Source organism: uncultured Collinsella sp. (assembly GCF_959026545.1).
Taxonomy (GTDB): Bacteria; Actinomycetota; Coriobacteriia; order Coriobacteriales; family Coriobacteriaceae; genus Collinsella.
On the sequence record NZ_CAUFLV010000014.1, the window covers coordinates 34,512 to 51,834 of the forward strand.

The 17,323-nt window shown below is 61.2% G+C and carries 11 protein-coding genes; 2 read left to right on the plus strand and 9 right to left on the minus strand.

Features of this window, described 5'->3' with window-relative positions; translation table 11 throughout:
* Window positions 1-13 precede the first annotated feature (13 nt).
* Window positions 14-1,420, plus strand: coding sequence for an RsmB/NOP family class I SAM-dependent RNA methyltransferase (locus Q5Q88_RS07215; protein WP_302742589.1), 1,407 nt, complete (start codon window positions 14-16; stop codon window positions 1,418-1,420).
* A gap of 58 nt (window positions 1,421-1,478) precedes the next feature.
* Here the strand turns inward: Q5Q88_RS07215 and Q5Q88_RS07220 are convergent, their stop codons facing one another.
* The 7 genes from Q5Q88_RS07220 to glgB form a co-directional block, all read right to left on the minus strand.
* Window positions 1,479-1,736, minus strand: a complete 258-nt coding sequence (locus Q5Q88_RS07220) for an FmdB family zinc ribbon protein (protein WP_302742591.1) — start codon at window positions 1,734-1,736, stop codon at window positions 1,479-1,481.
* A gap of 250 nt (window positions 1,737-1,986) precedes the next feature.
* Window positions 1,987-5,283: a 4-alpha-glucanotransferase gene (locus tag Q5Q88_RS07225; RefSeq protein WP_302742593.1), complete on the minus strand. Its 3,297-nt coding sequence runs from the start codon at window positions 5,281-5,283 to the stop codon at window positions 1,987-1,989.
* Between the two features lie 234 nt (window positions 5,284-5,517).
* Window positions 5,518-7,713, minus strand: a complete 2,196-nt coding sequence (gene glgA, locus Q5Q88_RS07230) for a glycogen synthase GlgA (RefSeq protein ID WP_302742595.1) — start codon at window positions 7,711-7,713, stop codon at window positions 5,518-5,520.
* 144 nt (window positions 7,714-7,857) lie between these two features.
* Window positions 7,858-8,967 (minus strand): glucose-1-phosphate adenylyltransferase subunit GlgD, encoded by a 1,110-nt coding sequence (gene glgD, locus Q5Q88_RS07235; protein WP_302742597.1) that lies wholly within the window; start codon window positions 8,965-8,967, stop codon window positions 7,858-7,860.
* Between the two features lie 4 nt (window positions 8,968-8,971).
* Window positions 8,972-10,120 (minus strand): glucose-1-phosphate adenylyltransferase, encoded by a 1,149-nt coding sequence (locus Q5Q88_RS07240; protein WP_294123379.1) that lies wholly within the window; start codon window positions 10,118-10,120, stop codon window positions 8,972-8,974.
* Window positions 10,121-10,255: 135 nt separating this feature from the next.
* Window positions 10,256-12,682 carry a glycogen/starch/alpha-glucan phosphorylase gene (locus tag Q5Q88_RS07245; RefSeq protein WP_302742599.1) on the minus strand — a complete coding sequence of 809 codons (2,427 nt, stop codon included), beginning with the start codon at window positions 12,680-12,682 and terminating at the stop codon, window positions 10,256-10,258.
* 92 nt (window positions 12,683-12,774) lie between these two features.
* Window positions 12,775-14,826 carry a 1,4-alpha-glucan branching protein GlgB gene (glgB, locus tag Q5Q88_RS07250; protein ID WP_302742605.1) on the minus strand — a complete coding sequence of 684 codons (2,052 nt, stop codon included), beginning with the start codon at window positions 14,824-14,826 and terminating at the stop codon, window positions 12,775-12,777.
* Between the two features lie 503 nt (window positions 14,827-15,329).
* Here glgB and Q5Q88_RS07255 point away from each other — a divergent pair.
* On the plus strand, window positions 15,330-15,932 hold the full coding sequence (locus Q5Q88_RS07255) for a thiamine diphosphokinase (protein ID WP_302742601.1): 603 nt from the start codon (window positions 15,330-15,332) through the stop codon (window positions 15,930-15,932).
* A 110-nt stretch (window positions 15,933-16,042) separates the two neighbouring features.
* On the opposite strand, the gene Q5Q88_RS07260 is transcribed toward Q5Q88_RS07255, so the two are convergent.
* Both Q5Q88_RS07260 and Q5Q88_RS07265 read right to left on the minus strand, forming a co-directional pair.
* A complete protein-coding gene (locus Q5Q88_RS07260) occupies window positions 16,043-16,810 on the minus strand; it encodes a phosphotransferase family protein (RefSeq protein ID WP_302742607.1) in 768 nt (255 codons plus the stop codon).
* A gap of 107 nt (window positions 16,811-16,917) precedes the next feature.
* A partial coding sequence (locus tag Q5Q88_RS07265) for an iron-containing alcohol dehydrogenase (RefSeq protein ID WP_302742603.1) occupies window positions 16,918-17,323 on the minus strand: 406 nt, incomplete at its 5' end.

The window sequence follows — 17,323 nt, forward strand, 5'->3', positions numbered from 1 at the left end:
ATAAGGAGGAGAGATGGCACGGCTGTCACCGGCGCGACGCGTTGCGCTGACCGTGTTGAGCGAAGCCGAGCGAACAGGTCGCTACGCCCGCGAGCTTCTGCCGCATGCCGCCGAGTCCGCGGCACTCGACCCTCGCGACGCCGCGTTCGCTCTGCGCCTTGCTTTGGGGTCAACGGCCACCGCCGGATGTCTTGACGATGCCCTTGCCCCTCATATCACGAAACCAAAAGCGCTCGAGCCTTCTGTCCGCATGGCTCTGCGCATCGCCGTCTTCGAGTCCCTATATCTCAAAACCGCGCCCGAGGTCGTGGTAAGTCAGGGCGTTGAGCTCGTTCGGAGCGTCTCGCGCGGAGCCGCCGGACTCGCCAACGCCGTGTTGAGACGCGTGTGCGAGAACCGACTCTCTTTTCTGAGCGCCGAGGACGTTGCCGAGGATCATCGCGAGGCGGTAGCCCGCGCGCGCCGTGCCGGACTGCCCGTGTGGCTCGTGCGCAGGATCGTGGACTCCCTGGGTGAAGCTGGCGCACAGGATGTGCTGGATGCCCAACTTGAGTCGGCGCCCATATCCGTACACGTGAACCCGCTGCGCACCGATGCCGTGGCGGAAGCGCTTGAGGAGGACGGTGCCACCGCGTTGGGCCTTCCTGGTGCCATGCGCGTCGACCGTGTGGGAGCTCTCGTTCGTGCCGGCGCCTTTGACCGGGGTGATCTGGTGGCCTCTGACTACTACGCACAGCTGATCGCGGCTGTCGCCACCCGTGAGGGGACATGCTTGGAGATCGGTGCGGGGCGTGGCACCAAGACCTTCATGATGATGGCTTATGCCAAACGGCGTGACTTGGACCATGATCACCTCGCGCTCGACTTGTACGAGGGCAAATGCCAGGCGAACTCCCTGCGCGTGGATCGATCCGGCCTAGGCGAGATACGTTTTGTCGCCGGCGATGCGACCGATTTGGATGCCTGTTTGGCCGTGTTGGACAAAGAGTATCGCCATGCTGCTAGATTCGACACCGTGTTTGTCGACGCGCCGTGCTCGGGTACCGGCACCATGCGTCGCCATGGCGAGATTCCCTGGCGCCTCACGCCGCAGGAGTGTGATCGCGACCTGCCTAAGCTGCAGCTCGCCATGCTCCGCGCCGCCGCAGACCGCGTGGCGCCCCACGGGGAGCTTATCTACGCCACTTGCTCGGTGCTGCGGGCCGAGAACATCGGGGTCGTGACCGCGTTTTTGGCCTCGCCGGAAGGGGAGGGCTTTGTACCCGTCTCGGTGTCCGACGCTCTGCGCGACGCGGGAAGTGCGTACGCAGCGGCAGCGCACGATCTCGCCGTATGCGAAAATGCTGACGGGCTATTCCAGAGCCATCCCACTCGCGATGGATTCGATGGCCACTTCTGTGCGCGCTTTGTCCGGAAGTAGCCCTGGCAACCTCAATTACGTATCTGTACTTAATTGAGGTCAACTTTCGCGTCTTGTCTTACGCGTGCGGGCAATTCTCGCAGGCGCAGCCGGAGGAGCTGGGCTCTGGCGCGCTCGTGGCCGGAGTTGCCGACCCGCCGTTGCGTTGGTCGGTGTTGTAGAAGCCCGACCCTTCGAACTTGATGCCGCTTGCGCTGAAGACCTTGTCGGCCATGCCGCCGCATGCGGGACAGGCGACCGCGGGATGTTCGGTCATGCCGTGCTCAACCTCGAATACATTGCCACATGCGCTGCAGCGATAGTCGTAACGTGCCATTATTCTCACCCAAATCTCTCAAAGGCGCCCGCCGGTCTAAGCCTGGCGGGCGCAAAACGTGTACGCGGGATACTTTACCCCATCATGCCCACGATGTCCGAGTCTGCAGTTCAAGACATCCATAAATCGCACGCGCACGATATGCCAAAGGAGGGTCGAGGCGCATACCAGCGGTGTGAAGAGCGTGCCGAGGGCGGGCTCTAGATACCCCCCCTGGCCAAATGCGCATCCGAAGCGGCGCGGCGCAGGATCACCCGGCAAAGCGCCCCGTCTCGTTCATGACGATGGCCATGGGTTGCTCGTTTTCTACGAGGTCCGCCTCATCTGCCTGCCAGCTCCAGTTGCCCTCGGCGGTGCCGGGTACGTTCATGCGAGCCTCGTCGCCCAACCGCAGCACGTCCTGGATCTGCATCATAGCCACGTCGGCATTGCTGCCGAGCGCTTGGTTCAAGATCTCGGTGGCGATGTAGCGCGAACCCTCCACGCTTCCGTCCGAGCAGAACGAGCGTCGGCAGAAGCCCACGAGGGTCGAAGTGTCATGCGTGGAGATGTAGAGCACCTTCTCCTTGTGCGGGTGAATACCCTGGCGCACGTCGTAGTCGGCGAACTCGAGCACGTCCATGCCGGGGAAGCCCGTGCTTGCCAGAAGGCCGCGCACGCCGGGTGTGAGGATGCCCAAATCCTCGGCAATGAGCGGCAATGGCCCCATTTCCTCGTAAGCGCGCTCGAACAGGTCGATGCCGGGACCGGGCATCCACTGGCCGTCCGCGCCGGTACCGCCGGCGGGGATGCCGAAGTAATTGTGGAAGCCAACGAAGTGGTCCAGACGCACGCGGTCATACAGCTTGAAGCTGCGACGCAGGCGCGCGAGCCACCATACGTAGCCGTCGGCCTTCATGGCGTCCCAGCGGTAGGTGGGGTTGCCCCACACTTGTCCGGTGGCGGAGAAGCGGTCGGGTGGGACGCCGGCGATCTCGTAGGGCATCCCGTCCTTGCCTAGACTGAACATATCGGGTTCGCTCCAGGCGTCGGCTGAGTCGTCAGCCACGTACATGGGGATATCGCCGATGATCTGGATGCCGTGCTCGTTGGCATACGTGCGCATCTCGGCCCACTCGCGCTCAAATCGGAATTGGGCGAAGGCGTGGAAGCGAGCGCGATCGGAGAAGCGCTGATCGGCGAAGATGGAAACGTTGTAGCGCCTCAGCTCGGCCGGCCATGTATGCCAGGAGGTGCCGCCCAGCGCATCTTTGACGGCCATGAAGGCGCAGTACGGATCGAGCCAGCTCTCGTTCTCCAAGGCGAAGTCAAAGAACTCCCTGCTCGTGAATCCGCCTTGAGATTTGAACTGCTTGTAGGCATGAGCGAGCTCGACGGCGGACTCCTCCAGCAGGTTCGCGTTGCCCGCGAAGGCCGAGGGGCCGGCGTAGGGCGAACCGAAGGCGTCGGTGGGGTTTACCGGCAGGACCTGCCAATAGCGCATGCCCATGGTCGAGAGGTGGTCGATGAAGCGCCGCGCGGGGGCACCCAGCGTGCCGGAACGTCCGCCCGTGTTGGGAATCGAGGTGATGTGCGCCACCACGCCTGCGCCGCGGTCGAGCGGCTTTTGCAGGCGTTTCGTGCGGTGCGCATACACCAAGGAGCTGCCGAGCGGCCACAAGCGCACTTCGGCGCAGCCGTCTTGCCCGCGCTCGAGGTCCGCGCCCGAGATAAGGTCCACGGCGCCGTCGTTTTCCACCGGCACGCGCACCGAGCGCGTATTGGAAAGGCTATGGTTGATGAGTAGCGAGACCACCTGGCCGTCGGCGCCGCGGCGCTTCACACACAGCACGTCATCGTTGAGAGCGAAGCTCTCGAGCGTACCGTCGATCAAAAACGGCAGCGCGCGACGGAGCATCGAAGTGTTGCGCACCATGGTGAGCATGTCGCGATCGCGCGCATCCTCGGGCGTGGGCAGCGTGCGGCGATTGCCGGGGTCGGAGAGGCCCTCAAGGCCGTATTCGTCGCCGTAGTAGATGGAGGGGACACCGGGAAACGTCATCTGCATGAGCGTGGCAAGCCAGAAGCGCCCTTTGGCGAGACCCATCGAGTTCTCGTCCAAGCGGAAGCGCCCACGCTCCTCCTCGGGCAGTTGAGACTCGTCAGGGCCGCCGCCCAGCACGGAGGCGATGCGCGGCTTGTCGTGGCTGCCGAGCAGGTTGAGGCAGCAGGAGAGCGCCTCAGGCGGGTAGTTCTCGCGGAGGGTCTCTAGACGCTCGGCGCATTGATGCGCGGTCTCGCCTCCCACAAGGAAGCCAAGGATAGCGTCGCGCAGTGGGTAGTTCATGGCCGAGTCGAGCTCATCGCCCAGCAAGTAGCGGCGCAACTCACTGTAGCTTACCTTGTTCGAGGCGTCCTCCCACACTTCGCCCAGCAGCAGGCCATCGGAGCGCTCTTCGAGCACTGCGCTCTTAATCTCTGCGATGAGTTCATCGGACAGTTCATCGGCAACGTCGAGGCGCCAGCCGCGCGCGCCGGCGCGCAGCCATGTGCGAATCACGCCGTCCTTGCCGAGCAAGAGATTGCGCACGTGTTCGGATTTCTCGTTGAGGGCGGGCATATTATCGATGCCCCACCATGAGTCGTATGTGCCATCCTCGTGCCAGCAGTAGGCGTCGCGCCAGGGCGAATCCTCGCTTTGCCACGCGCCCGTGCCGGAGTAGTTTCCAAAACGGTTGAAGTAGATGGAATCGTCGCCCGTGTGGTTGAACACGCCATCGAGGATAAGCGAGATGCCCATGGCGGCCGCGTCATCGGCAAGGCGGCGGAAATCTTCCTCCGTGCCGAGCATCGGGTCGATGCTGAGGTAATCGCCCGTGTCGTAGCGGTGGTTGCTCAGCGCTTCGAATATCGGGTTGAGGTAGATGGCAGTGATGCCCATGCCCTTAAGGCGCGGCAGGTCTTCCCTGATGCCTTCAAGGGAGCCACCGTAAAAGTCCCAGCTACGAATCGACTTGTCCTCGTTGCGGTCATAGACGGGAGGCTCCTCCCAGCGTTCGACCAGATGCTTGCCAGGTCCTTTGCGCGGTTTGGCAACGACTGCCTGCGCGCGCTCGCGCCACTTGGCGTCGCGGCGGTAGCGATCGGGGAAGATCTGATATACCATGCCCCGTTCGTACCACGAGGGGCGGTGCTCGCGGTGCTTGTATACGGTGATTTGGAAGGACGGAACGTCATTGCGGTCGGTGTACATCACGCCTTGACCGCCCGTTGAACCATCGCGCGCGCCCACGCGCACCTGGGCGCCATCGGAGGTGGTGACGATGAAGCTGTACCAGATGAGGCACGGCTCATGGCAGGGAATATCGGCGACGAGTGTGTTGTTGTCGCCGAGAGTCATGGGGATGAGCGCTTCGCCTCGGCCATCGACCCAGGTGCGGACTTCACCCTTGAGGAAGCTCGCATCTGCCTCCTCGACGCTGAGGGAGATGTGGACGGTCGTACCGACGCAAACGGCACCGAAGGGAACGCGGTGCTCTGAGCGGCGGGAGTTGTGAATCAGCTTCATGAGGGTAACCGTTGGGGATTCGGGAATAATGCGCGTACATTATACAGGTAGGAGGGGTCGTCTGGAATTGCGAGCGGCGCGGTCGGCGTGTGCTGGGCGCAAGGCCAGGGGCATTGGACGGGGGCGTTGTTGTGCCGGTGATGCCGCGAATGGGACGCGCGGCGAAGCAATAAATAGTGAGCCGGATGAAATCCGGCTCACTTGCTCGTGGAGTTGCAAGGGGGGGCATTAAGGCTACTTCTTGCTCCCACGGCGCGTCGCCTTGGGAACGGTCTTCATGGTCGGCTGGGAGGCCGGTTTTGCCGTGGTGGCAGCTGCGGCGGGTTTGGTCGCAGCAGTGGTTGTTGCCGGCTTGGCGGTGGTTGCCTTAGTCACAGTGGCGGCTGCGGCGGACGTGGTAGTGGCAGGCTTGGCCGCAGGGGCTGCCGCAGCCGTCTTGGCCGCCGTCTTGGTCGCAGTGACCTTTGGGGCCGCGGATGTGGTGGCGCTGGCCTTCGAGGTGGCAGGCTTTGCTGCTGCCGCCTTTGTCGAAGCGGTCTTGGGGGTTGCTGCCCTCGTCTTGGCAGTCTTGGCAGCTGTTGCTTTGGCGACAGGTGCCTTCGTTTCGGCCGTCTTGGTGTTTGCCGTCGTCTTTGCAGCGGCGGTCGCCTTGGCAGTCGGGGTCTTGGTCGCCGGTGCCTTTGCGGGGGTGGTCGTCTTGGCGGCGGCGCTCGCTTTGGCAGCAGCGGCCTTGGTCGTCGTGGTCTTCTTGGTCGCTGTGGACTTGGTCGCGGCGGTCTTGGACGCGGCCGGCTTAGCGGCGGCCTTGCGTGTGGTGGCCTTCTTCGCCGGAGCGGGTTTCTCGGCAGACTCCTTCTTCACTTCCGTCTTGGGTTCAGCATCGGTCTCGACGGCGGGGGAGAGCTCCTGCTTGGGCTTTTCGACAACTTCGGACTGTGGCTGCGGCATCGGGATCTCGGGATGCAGGTTGTGATAGAGGGTGATGTAGGCGTCGGCGGAGCGCTTCCAGCTAAAGTCCGCCTTCATGGCGTTTTCGACCAAGCCGTTGAAGGCATCACGGTTATCCCAGAACAGGTGGACGGCACGGAAGACGGCGTCAGCCATTTCGTCACCGTTGAAGTGGGTAAACGAGAAGCCGGTGCCCTCCCCGGTGTACTGGTTGTACGGGATGACCGTGTCTTTGAGGCCACCCGTCTCGCGTACGATGGGAAGCGTGCCGTAGCGCATGGCGATCATCTGCGATAAGCCACAGGGCTCGAACAGCGACGGCATGAGGAAGAGGTCGGCTCCGGCGTACATGCGCTGCGAGAGCGCGGGGTCGAATTGGATGCGCACCGCCATAGTGCCGGGGTACTTGCCCTCAAAATAGCGCAGGGCGTTCTCGTACTCGGTGTCGCCGGTGCCCAGAACCGCGACCTGGACGCCGCCAGAGAGGATACGATCGAGAGCGTAGGTTACGAGGTCCATGCCCTTCTGGCGCGTGAGACGCGTGACCATGACCATGAGCGGACGGTCGTCGCGTGCCTCAAGGCCGAGCTCCTGCTGTAGGCGTGCCTTGCACTCCGCCTTGCCGGCACGGTCCTGAACGGAGTAGTTCGCGGCGATGCGCGGATCGGTCGTGGGATCGAAGGCGGTGGTGTCGATACCGTTGACAATGCCCTGCAGGATGGGGGCGCGGCGGCGCAGGATGCCGTCGAGGTGCTCGCCGAAATCAGGAGTCTTGATCTCCTCGGCGTAGGTGGGGGAGACCGTGGTGATGGCGTCGGTGTAGTTGAGCGCACCCTGCATGTAGTTGACTGCGTCCGGCCCGCAGGTGAGCTGGAAGGCGGCGGCGGGGATGTGTGCGAGGCCGAGGATGTCGTTCAGGACCTTGGCGCTGTACTGGCCCTGGAAAGCGATGTTGTGGATGGAGAAGACGGTCTTCACGTTCTGGTACAGGGGCAGCGCCTGGTAGAACTCGCGCAGGAACACGGGAGCCATGGCGGTATGCCAGTCATTGCAGTGCAGCACGTCGCAGGTGAAGTTGTCGAGTGTGTGCGGAAGGTATTGCAGCGCCTCGACGATCGCCTTGGAGAAGTAGGCAAAGCGCTCTCCGTCGTCAAAGAAGCCGTAAGGGTAGCCGCGGCTGAAATAGCGCTCGTTGTCGACGAACAAGTAGTCAACGCCTTCATGGTTGAGGCGTTCGAGGCCACAGTACTCGTTGCGCCATCCCAAGGGCACGTAGAAATCGCACAGGTGCTCCATGCGGTCCTTGTATTCCTGGGCGATCGTGTCGTACCTGGGGACGAAGACGACGACGTCGGCGCCGGCGGCCTTGAGGGCATGGGGCAGGGAGCCCGCGACATCGCCCAGGCCGCCCGTCTTCACGAAGGGCTCCGCCTCGGCGCTGGCGAAGGCGATGTGCAGCTTGGATGGGGTGGTATCGGACATGGGGTAACCAATCTCCTTGATGTGTGCTAGCGCGGGGTCAAAGGCGCCCGTGCGGATACGCCGCCCGGGGGTGAATCCTCAAGGCGGCGTATCCATGGTAACGCTTCTGTACGCTCAGCGCGTGTTGCGCGTTTTGCGGGGTTGTTAATTCTCGAGTGCGACCTTGGGAACTACGAGGACGTTGTCGGGAGTGCCGGTCATGACGGTACCCGCCTCGATGACGTTGTTCTTGTCCACGATCGCGTTCTCCACGCGGGCGCCGCGTTTGATGACGCAGCCCTGCATGATGATCGAGTTGGCCACGTAGGCACCACTCTCCACCACGACGTCACGGGAGAGGGTGGAGCCGCGCACGGTGCCGTCGATGCGGCAACCGGCGGAGATGAAGGAGTTCGTGGCGTTGGACCCGGAGCTGTACTTTGCCGGCGGGGTGTCGTGCGCCTTGGTCATGACCGGACGGCTGTGGGTGAACAGCTGGTGCATGACGTCAGGGTTGAGCATCTCCATGCTGCGACGGTAGTAGGTCTCCTCGTTGAACATGCCGACGGCGAGACCCTTGAACTCATAGGTGCACACGTCGATGCGACTGAAGTCCGGGCGGATGGCGTCGAACAGGTCGAGGTAGTCGAGCGTCTCATACTCCTCGCAGATCTGCAGGAGCAGATCGCGGTTGATGATGAAGCAGTCGAGGAACTCGTTCTCGCCGTAGGCGCAGCCAGAGCCGAGGTCGGTCACGCGGCCGTTGTCGTCGATATCGAGCTTCATGACATCGCCGATCTGGCGATCCGCCTTCTTATAGATCATGGTCACGCCCGAGCCGCTACGCTCATGAGCGTCGATGACATCGGAGAGATCCATGTTGAAGACGATGTTCGTGGCACTCATGACCACATAGGGCTCAGAGGCACGCTGGAACAGCATCTTGTTCGTGTTGATGTCGCGTAGAAGGAAGCGAATGCCCTTCTTTGCGGTGCCGTAGGCGCTGCCCTGCAGCAGGAACAAGCCGCCCTTCTTGCGATCGAGCTCCCACTCTCGACCGCTTCCAAGGTGGTCGACGAGGCTGCGGTAGTTGCCGGGCAGCACGACGCCCACGGTGCGGATGCCCGCGTTCATCATGTTGGAGAGCGGGAAGTCGATAAGACGATAGCGGCCCATGTACGGGACGGATGCGAGCGGGCGGCTCTCGAGCAGGGCGCTGTGCTGCTTGCTTGTATAGTTGGCAGTGATATAGCCGATGGCCTTACGGTTGATCATCGGATCATTCCCCCCTTCCGATGACGACGTCGTTTCCAACGACGGCGGTGTCCTTAGTCATGTCGACGCTTCCGAGCTTGACGCCCTCTTCCACGATGGCGTTCTCGCCCAAAATGGCACGCACCACATGTGCTCCGTCCTTCACGACGGCGCCGGGCAGCAGCACCGAGTCTTCGACGATGGCGCGCTCGCCAACGATGCAGTCGGTGGAAAGGATCGAGTGGCGCGCGGTGCCGTAGACGCGGCATCCGTTCGAAACGAGGCAGTCGTCCACGCGGCCGTCGGGGCCGATGAAGTGCGGCGGACGAGTGGAGTCGTTGCTCATGACCGGGAAGGTCTTGTCGAATAGGTCGAACTCGGGGTTCTCGCCCAGCAGGTCCATCGAGGTCTCGTGGAAGCTCGCGATCGTGCCGACGTCTTTCCAGAATCCGTGGAACTCATAGGTGTACAGGCGCTTGCCTTCGCCGAGCAGCTTCGGGATGATGTCGTTACCAAAGTCATGGCTGGAACGCTGGTCGACGGCGTCCTCCTCGAGGGCCTTTACCAGAACGTCCGTCGAGAAGATGTAGATGCCCATGGAGGCGAGGTTCGAGTCGGGCACCTCGGGCTTTTCAGTGAACTTCTCGATGCGCCCATCGTCCGGGTTGGCGGTGATGATGCCGAAGCGACTGGCCTCCTCCCACGGGACGGGCTTGACCGAGACGGTGAGGTCGGCGCCATGCTCGATATGGCTCTCGAGCATCTTGCGGTAGTCCATGCGATACAGGTGGTCGCCTGAGAGGATGAGCACGTACTTGGGGTCATGACCCTTGATGTAGTCGAGGTTCTGCGTGATCGCGTCTGCTGTTCCCGCGTACCACGCACCGCCGTCTTGGGTGGCGTAGGGGGGCAGAATCGAAACGCCCGCTCCATGTTCCGCCAGATCCCATGCGCGCCCGGAGCCCACATACTCATGCAGCTGATAGGGGCGATACTGCGTGAGGACGCCGACGGTGTCGATGCCAGAGTTGGCGCAGTTCGACAAAGAGAAGTCGATAATGCGGAACTTGCCACCGAAGCTGACGGCGGGCTTGGCAATCTTCGAGGTGAGCGCCATCAACCTGCTGCCCTGTCCTCCTGCGAGGAGCATCGCGATGCATTCTTTGCTTGCCATCAATTTCTCCCTTAAAGTCCGATGGGATGTATAGATGTCTAAGCGGGAAATCGGGACCGGTGGCAGCTTTCCCGTGCTCGCCGCCACCGTTGCATTCCTGGAATTCCGGCTGCGTTCCGGTGCGACCTACCTCCTTTACGCGTGCCAGATCTCGTCACGATACTCGCGAATGGTGCGATCGGACGAGAACCAGCCGGACATCGCAGTATTGTGCAGGGCTCTCCTGTTCCAATCCTGCGCATTGGGATACGTAGCGGTGAGGGCCTCCCAAGTATCCACGTAGGAGTGGAAATCCTTGAGGACCAGGTCGTAGTCGTTGTTGAGCATGACCTCGTGGTGGATACTCTCGAAGTTGCCGGAAAGGGCGGCAAAGGTGCCATCGGTGAGCTCCTCGATGATGCGTCCCAGTCGAGTGCGATCGGAATTCACGATATCCCAGGCGAAATACTGGCCATTCGCGCGAAGCTCGTCGACCTCGGGTGTGGTGAGTCCAAAGATCGCCTCGTTCTCTCGACCAGCGAGGTCGACGATCTCGATATTGGCGCCGTCCATGGTCCCGAGGGTGATGGCGCCGTTCATCATGAGCTTCATGTTCGAGGTGCCCGAGGCCTCCTTGCCCGCAGTGGAAATCTGCTCGGAGATCTCGGCGGCAGGGTAGATCAACTGAGCGTTGGATACACGGAAGTTGGGGATGAAGCAGACTTTCATGATGTCGTTGACGCGGGGATCGTTGTTCACCACGTTGGCGACCCCGTTGATGAGGCGGATGACCTCCTTGGCGAAGGTGTAGCTCGACGCCGCCTTACCGGAGAAGATGAAGGTGGTGGGTTGGATCTTGAAATTGGGATCCGCCAGACGGCGGTTATAGAGATCCATCACCTTCATGATGTTCAACAGCTGGCGCTTGTATGCATGGAAGCGCTTGACCTGGACATCGAAGATGGTGTTCGGGTCAATGACGAGCCCGCACTCGCGTTTGACGTACTCCGCGAGACGAATCTTGTTCGCGCGCTTGGAGGCGCCGACGCGCTCGAGGAAGGAGGCATCACCTTCGAAGTCGGTGAGCTTTTCAAGTTCGGAGGCGTCATCGAGCCAGGCATCGCCGATCGCCTCGCTGACGAGTTTCGCGTAGGTGGGGTTTGCTTCGGCGAAGAAGCGGCGGTGGCAGATACCATTGGTCTTGTTGTTGAATATCGCGGGCTTGAGGGCGGCAAAATCCTTGAGCGTGCTCGCCTTGAGGATATCGGTGTGGATCTTCGCCACGCCGTTGACCGAGTGGCTGCAGATGACCGAAAGGTTGGCCATACGCACCTCTCCGTCCCACAGGACGGCGGTGGCACGCAGGCGCTCTGCGCTTTCAGGCTGAGACATGTCAAAACCTTCGCGCCAACGACGATTGATCTCATCGATGATCTGGTAGACGCGCGGCAGTAGAACGGAGAACGTGGAGATGGGCCACTTTTCAAGTGCCTCGGGAAGGATCGTGTGGTTGGTGTAGGACACCGTGCTGGTCACGATATCCCATGCCTCATCCCAGCTGAGGCCCTTTTCATCCATGAGGATGCGCATGAGTTCGGGGCCGCACATGGCGGGGTGCGTGTCGTTGGTGTGGATGGCGACGTAGCGGGGCAGTTCATCCCAAGCGTCACCATGCTCGCGCTCAAAGGTGTCGAGAAGCGTGCGGATACCAGCCGCGACAAACAGGTACTCCTGCTTGAGGCGAAGTAGGCGGCCGTGCTCACCGGCATCATTGGGGTACAAAATGGCGGAAATTGCCTCGGCGTTGGCGCGGTCGCGGTCGGCACCCGTGTAATCGCCGGCGTTGAAGGCTTCAAGATCGAAGTGCACGTCGATGGGCTCTGCGCTCCAGCAGCGCAGTTTGTTCACCGTCTTTCCGCCGTAGCCGACGATCGGGATGTCGTAGGGGACGGCAAGGACGTCCTGGGTGTCCTCAACGGAATAGATCAGACGGTCACCTTCTTGACGAGAGACGACGTGCCCGCCAAAGCCGATGCGAACCGCCTTGTCCGGGCGCTTGACCTCCCATGGATAGCCCTTGGAGAGCCACTCATCGGCGACTTCCACCTGGCGTCCGTCAACGATCTCCTGCTTGAACAGGCCGTAGCGGTAGCGCATGCCGTTACCGTAGCCCGCGATGCCCTCGTGTGCCATGGAGTCGAGGAAGCAGGCGGCGAGACGGCCGAGGCCGCCGTTGCCGAGCGCCGGGTCGGGTTCCTGGTGCTCGATCTCATCGAGGTCGCCGCCCATGTCAGCGATCGCCTCGGCGACGAGGTCGCGGATGCCAAGGTTGAGCAGGTAGTTGTCGAGAAGGCGGCCGATGAGGAACTCGATCGAGAAATAATAGACGCGCTTCTTCCCCTCTATGCGATTGCGCTCGTCGGTCTGGGCGGCGATGACGCGCGAATCGCCTGCGATCATCTTGGCGAGAGCGGTGAATCGGTCGATATCGCTCGTGTCCTCAAATTCCTTGCCAGAAAGAGCGCGCACATGCTGGCGATACTGCTCGGCGAATTCTTCTTTGCTTTGGTAGATCTTATCCATGGTTTCCTTTCGGGTTCGGGTTGGGTACGGGTATCCATTCCGCGCAGTCGACCCGGCGCGTGGAAGGCTATTCGCGTAGGCTTCTAGTCGGGTTATTTGATGATCTTCGCACGCGATGACGCCGGCTTTTTAGTTCCGCGTGTTTGTTTCTTTGTACTTTTGGACGTAACCTTTAGTGGTTTGGGTGGTTTGTAGGAAGAGGTGCGGCGGCGTCGGTACACCAATCCGGCAAGGCCGGGGACGCCGATCTCAATCGACGTGTCGCGCATGTTCCAGGGCTCGGGCTTGGACGATGCCATCTCGATGACCGGGAATCCGGAACCGCCGTATGCGGGGTCGTCGGTGTTGAACACGAGCTCCCAATCGCCCTCGCGCGGGGTGCCGACGCGATACGTCTCATAGGAGGCAGGGTCGAAATTGATGAGCACGAGCAGGTCGTCGGCGGGTTTGTCACCGTGGCGGACGAAGCTCACGATGGATTGATCCGAGTTGTCAGCATCGATCCATTCGAAGCCCTGCTCACTGTAGGCGTTCTGCCATAGGCCACGCTGCGACGTGTACAGGTGGTTGAGAGCCTCGATAAAGCGCTGCTGAGCGCCGTGAGTAGCGTCGAAGTCCTTAGCGAGGAACCATTCGATGGCCTCGTAGTAGCGCCATTCGATTTGTTGGCCGATCTCGTTGCCCATGAAGTTGAGCTTGGCACCGGGATGGGTCATCTGATAGAAGGCAAGCGTACGCAGGCCCGCGAAGCGGCGCCAGTCGTCACCAGGCATGCGGCCTATCAACGAACATTTTCCGTTTACCACTTCGTCGTGGGAAAGGGGCAGTACGAAGTTCTCGGAGAAGGCGTACATGATGGAGAACGTGAGCAGGCTGTGGTTTCCCGGACGCCAAGGGAAGTCGCACTGCATGTAGTGAAGGGTATCGTTCATCCACCCCATATCCCATTTGAGGTGGAATCCCAATCCGCCGTCTTCGGCGGGGTACGTGACGAGGGGCCATGCGGTGGACTCTTCGGCGATCATCATGACATCGGGGAACTCGCGCCCCACCGCGCAATTCACCTGGCGGATGAACGCCGATGCATCGAGGTCCTCTTCGGTGCCGTACTTGTTGAACTTCTTATCAGCAGGGTTGTCGACGCCGAAGTTGAGGTAGAGCATGCTCGAGACGCCATCCATGCGGATGCCGTCGACATGGAACTGTTCGATCCAGAACAGGACGTTCGACACGAGGAAGCTGCGCACCTCGGGGCGGCCGAAATCGAACTTGTGGGTTCCCCAATTAGGGTGGACCTCACGTTCAAAGAGCATGTGGCCGTTAAACGTCGCAAGACCTTCGGCGTTTGCGCAGAAACCGCCCGGTACCCAATCAAGAATGACACCGATGCCCGCCTTGTGGCAGGCGTCGACGAAGTGCATCAGCTGTTGTGGTGTGCCGTAGCGTGAGGTGGCGGCATAGTACCCGGTGGCTTGATAACCCCATGAGCCGTCAAAGGGGTGCTCCATGAGGGGCATGACCTCGATATGCGTGTAGCCCATCTTGGAGACGTACGCTACAAGCTCATCGGAGAGGTCGTCATACGTGTAATAGGTGCCTCGTTGAGCGGGGAACGGATCGCCGGGACCAGGCCAGGTGCCATCTTCGCGAGGCTCTCCCTGAGGTTCGTTTCCGTGGCGCTTCCAACTGCCCAGGTGCACCTCGTAGATGTTGAGGGGGCTCTTCATGATGTCGCGCTCCGAGCGGCGGCGCAGCCAAGTAGTGTCCTTCCAGGCGTAGCCGGAGATGTCCCAGAGCTTAGAAGCCGTTCCGGGGCAGGTTTCTGCAAGGAACCCGAAAGGGTCGGCCTTCCACAGGAGTTCGCCCTCGTCGGTCTCGATGGCATATTTGTAGAGGTCGCCGGGTTGGAGACCGGGAACGAAGGCATTCCAGATGTCGCTGTTGTCTGCGCGGGTGAGTGGCGTTGAAAGGGGATCCCAGCCATTGAAATCGCCCACGAGATGCACGCTTGCGACCTGCGGTGCCCATACGCGGAACAGCCAGCCTTCCACGCCATCCTGGATATCCCTGTGCGCACCCATTTTCTCCCAAGCGCGTTGCCACGTACCGTTCGAGAAGAGAAAAATGTCGTCGCTCGTGAGCATGAGGGAGGGTCGGTCGTCCTTGGTGCGCGAGGGGCGTGCCTTGTTGGGGGCATTGGATTTGGTTTTCGAGGGTGTCGATGTTGCAGCCATCTGAACCTCTCCATCGTATATGCGGCGTTCTGCCGTGGACCAACGAAAACGTCTCGGGCTCTCGGCATACGCAAATCTGTAGGTGAGGACGCAGATGGCTCTGCGTTCGTCCACACACTGCGGCGTATGTGGAACCATCGACATTCTTACCGTACCACTTGCTCATCATAAAGTGGACAAAAATACCGTCACTGGCGCGATTCGACCTCTGGATGAAACAGGTAAAATCTTCCTTGACAGACGCCGTAAGAGCGTTAAGGAAATGATGGGTTGCATAATATGCCGTTTTGTCGCCCTTTGGGCGCCGTCGGTGGGGGTGTTCAATGGGAGTACGGTTTGCGTCGAAGGTCATTGATGACTTGTTTCCGTACACGCTGATTGTTGGCGGTTCTCCGGAGGCAACAGGGGCTGAAATGCTGACAAGTCTCGCGCAGTCATGCGCGCACGTCGTCGCTGTCGACCGTGGCCTCGATTCCCTCATCTCAGCTCATGTCCCCTGCGACCTGTTTTGCGGCGATGCCGACTCGGTGTCCTCGTTTGGACGAGATCAAGTACAGGCGGCTTTGTCAGGCGCGGAAAGCCTGGTTGGCGAAGTCGAACGGTATGACCCGTATAAGGACTATACCGACTTGTCCCTCGCCCTTCGCGCTGTGGAGTGTCGTTGGGGTTACGCCCCCATTCTCTGCACGTGCCTGTCTGGTGGCCGGACTGATCACGCGCTCGCGGCTCTTGGCTGTGTTGCCAGGTGGAAAGCGCCTATCGCTTGGATAGAAGACGCGTATTCCGCTCGCTTGCTCAAGGCGGGAGATTCTTGGGCTTTAGACGAATGCGAGGGCTCTACGTTTTCATTCGTGCCTCTGAGCCCCTCTGCGAGCGTCTCGGAAGAGGGGATGGAGTGGACACTGGACCATCGTCGTGTACAGCTCCTTGAGGATATTGGAATATCAAATGTTCTTCACGCAGGGGCTCGCATCATCTGCCACGAGGGCCTTATAGCCGCCTACCTCATCCGCTGACGTTGGATGACGTTTTTGGGTTGGTTCCGTCGACATCGACATAGGCAAAAGGGTCCCCGAGCAAGCTCGGAGACCCTTGGTTTGACGCTGTATGCGAAGGTGGTTGGGCTTTAGCCCTGGTAATCCACAACGTCGATCCAGCTCATGAGGAACTCGTCATTGACATCGGTGCGCTTGCGAGAGAGCTCGGCTGCGGCAACGATGGACATCCACTGGCGGACGACCTGCATGGGCACATCGGCGCGATCACAGTAGAGCTCGAGGTAGGCATCGGCCTGCTGCTTGTCGGTGAGCGCGAAGAGCAGGTAGGTCATAGCGGCATCGGCTGCAGGAGAGCCCTGGGTGGCATGGGCCCAGTCGCAGACATAGAGCTGACCGTCCTCAGCGACGATAACGTTGCTGGGATTGAAGTCGCCATGGCAGATCTGGAACTCCTTCTTCATGCCATCGAGACGCTCCATGAGGTTGTAGCGCGTGGTGGCGTTGATGTGGGGAAGGCCGTTGATCATGCGGGCGTACTTGTCGCGCTGGCGGTTGAGCAACGGGGAGCGGTTGGCGTGGATCTCGACCTGAAGATCGACGAACTGCTCCAGATACTCGTAGAACTTGGAGGGCTCGGCAGCCATCTTGTCGGCAAGCGTGACGCCGGGAACCTTCTCGGTGAGCAGCGCCCAACCAGTGCCCTCGACCTCGGAAACTTTGAGAGGCTTGGGAGTGCGGATGCCGGACTCGGAGATGCGGGCGAGGTTCAGGGCCTCGTTGAACACATCGGATGCAGGCTTGTTGGCGTTGAACACCTTGGCGATCTTGTCGCCGAGGTCGTAGACCTTCTTGTTGGAGTGCTCGACGAGCACGGTCTTGGACTCGGGAAGAATCATGGCGCTACCGTCCTTTCTCATAGGTCTTGCACCATCGTAGAACGCCTGGGGCGCCGCTCGGCCGAGAATGGCGCGAGCGGCGTAAATCGGGCGGGAAACGGACGGGTCTACAGGACGGCGTAGTCCTGGGGCTCGCGACCGTAGAAGGCGTCAAGGTAGAGCTCCTTGATTTCGCTCATGAGCGGGTAGCGCGGGTTAGCGCCGGTGCACTGGTCGTTGAACGCCTGCTCGACCATATCGTCGAGGGTCTCGAGGAAGTAGGCCTCGTCGACGCCGTAGTCGGCGATGGTCTTCTTGACGCCGATGAAATCCTTGAGCTCCTCGAGCTTGGCAACGAAGTTCTCAAAGACCTCGGCATCGTCCTTGCCCTCGACGCCGCAGTAGCGGGCCATCTCGGCGTATGCGGCGAGCGCGTTGGGGTAGGGGTACTGGGAGAAGGTGCCCATCTTCACCGGGGACTCGGCGGCGTTGTAGCGCATGACGCGGGTCAGGATGACGGCGTTGGCGATGCCG

Bases quoted from the DNA above. Each gene is read 5' to 3' on its own strand.
- Q5Q88_RS07215 (WP_302742589.1), top strand. From the start codon at position 14: ATGGCACGGCTGTCACCGGCGCGACGCGTTGCGCTGACCGTGTTGAGC.
- Q5Q88_RS07220 (WP_302742591.1), bottom strand. From the start codon at position 1,736: ATGGCACGTTACGACTATCGCTGCAGCGCATGTGGCAATGTATTCGAG.
- Q5Q88_RS07225 (WP_302742593.1), bottom strand. From the start codon at position 5,283: ATGAAGCTGATTCACAACTCCCGCCGCTCAGAGCACCGCGTTCCCTTC.
- glgA (WP_302742595.1), bottom strand. From the start codon at position 7,713: ATGTCCGATACCACCCCATCCAAGCTGCACATCGCCTTCGCCAGCGCC.
- glgD (WP_302742597.1), bottom strand. From the start codon at position 8,967: ATGATCAACCGTAAGGCCATCGGCTATATCACTGCCAACTATACAAGC.
- Q5Q88_RS07240 (WP_294123379.1), bottom strand. From the start codon at position 10,120: ATGGCAAGCAAAGAATGCATCGCGATGCTCCTCGCAGGAGGACAGGGC.
- Q5Q88_RS07245 (WP_302742599.1), bottom strand. From the start codon at position 12,682: ATGGATAAGATCTACCAAAGCAAAGAAGAATTCGCCGAGCAGTATCGC.
- glgB (WP_302742605.1), bottom strand. From the start codon at position 14,826: ATGCTCACGAGCGACGACATTTTTCTCTTCTCGAACGGTACGTGGCAA.
- Q5Q88_RS07255 (WP_302742601.1), top strand. From the start codon at position 15,330: ATGCTGACAAGTCTCGCGCAGTCATGCGCGCACGTCGTCGCTGTCGAC.
- Q5Q88_RS07260 (WP_302742607.1), bottom strand. From the start codon at position 16,810: ATGATTCTTCCCGAGTCCAAGACCGTGCTCGTCGAGCACTCCAACAAG.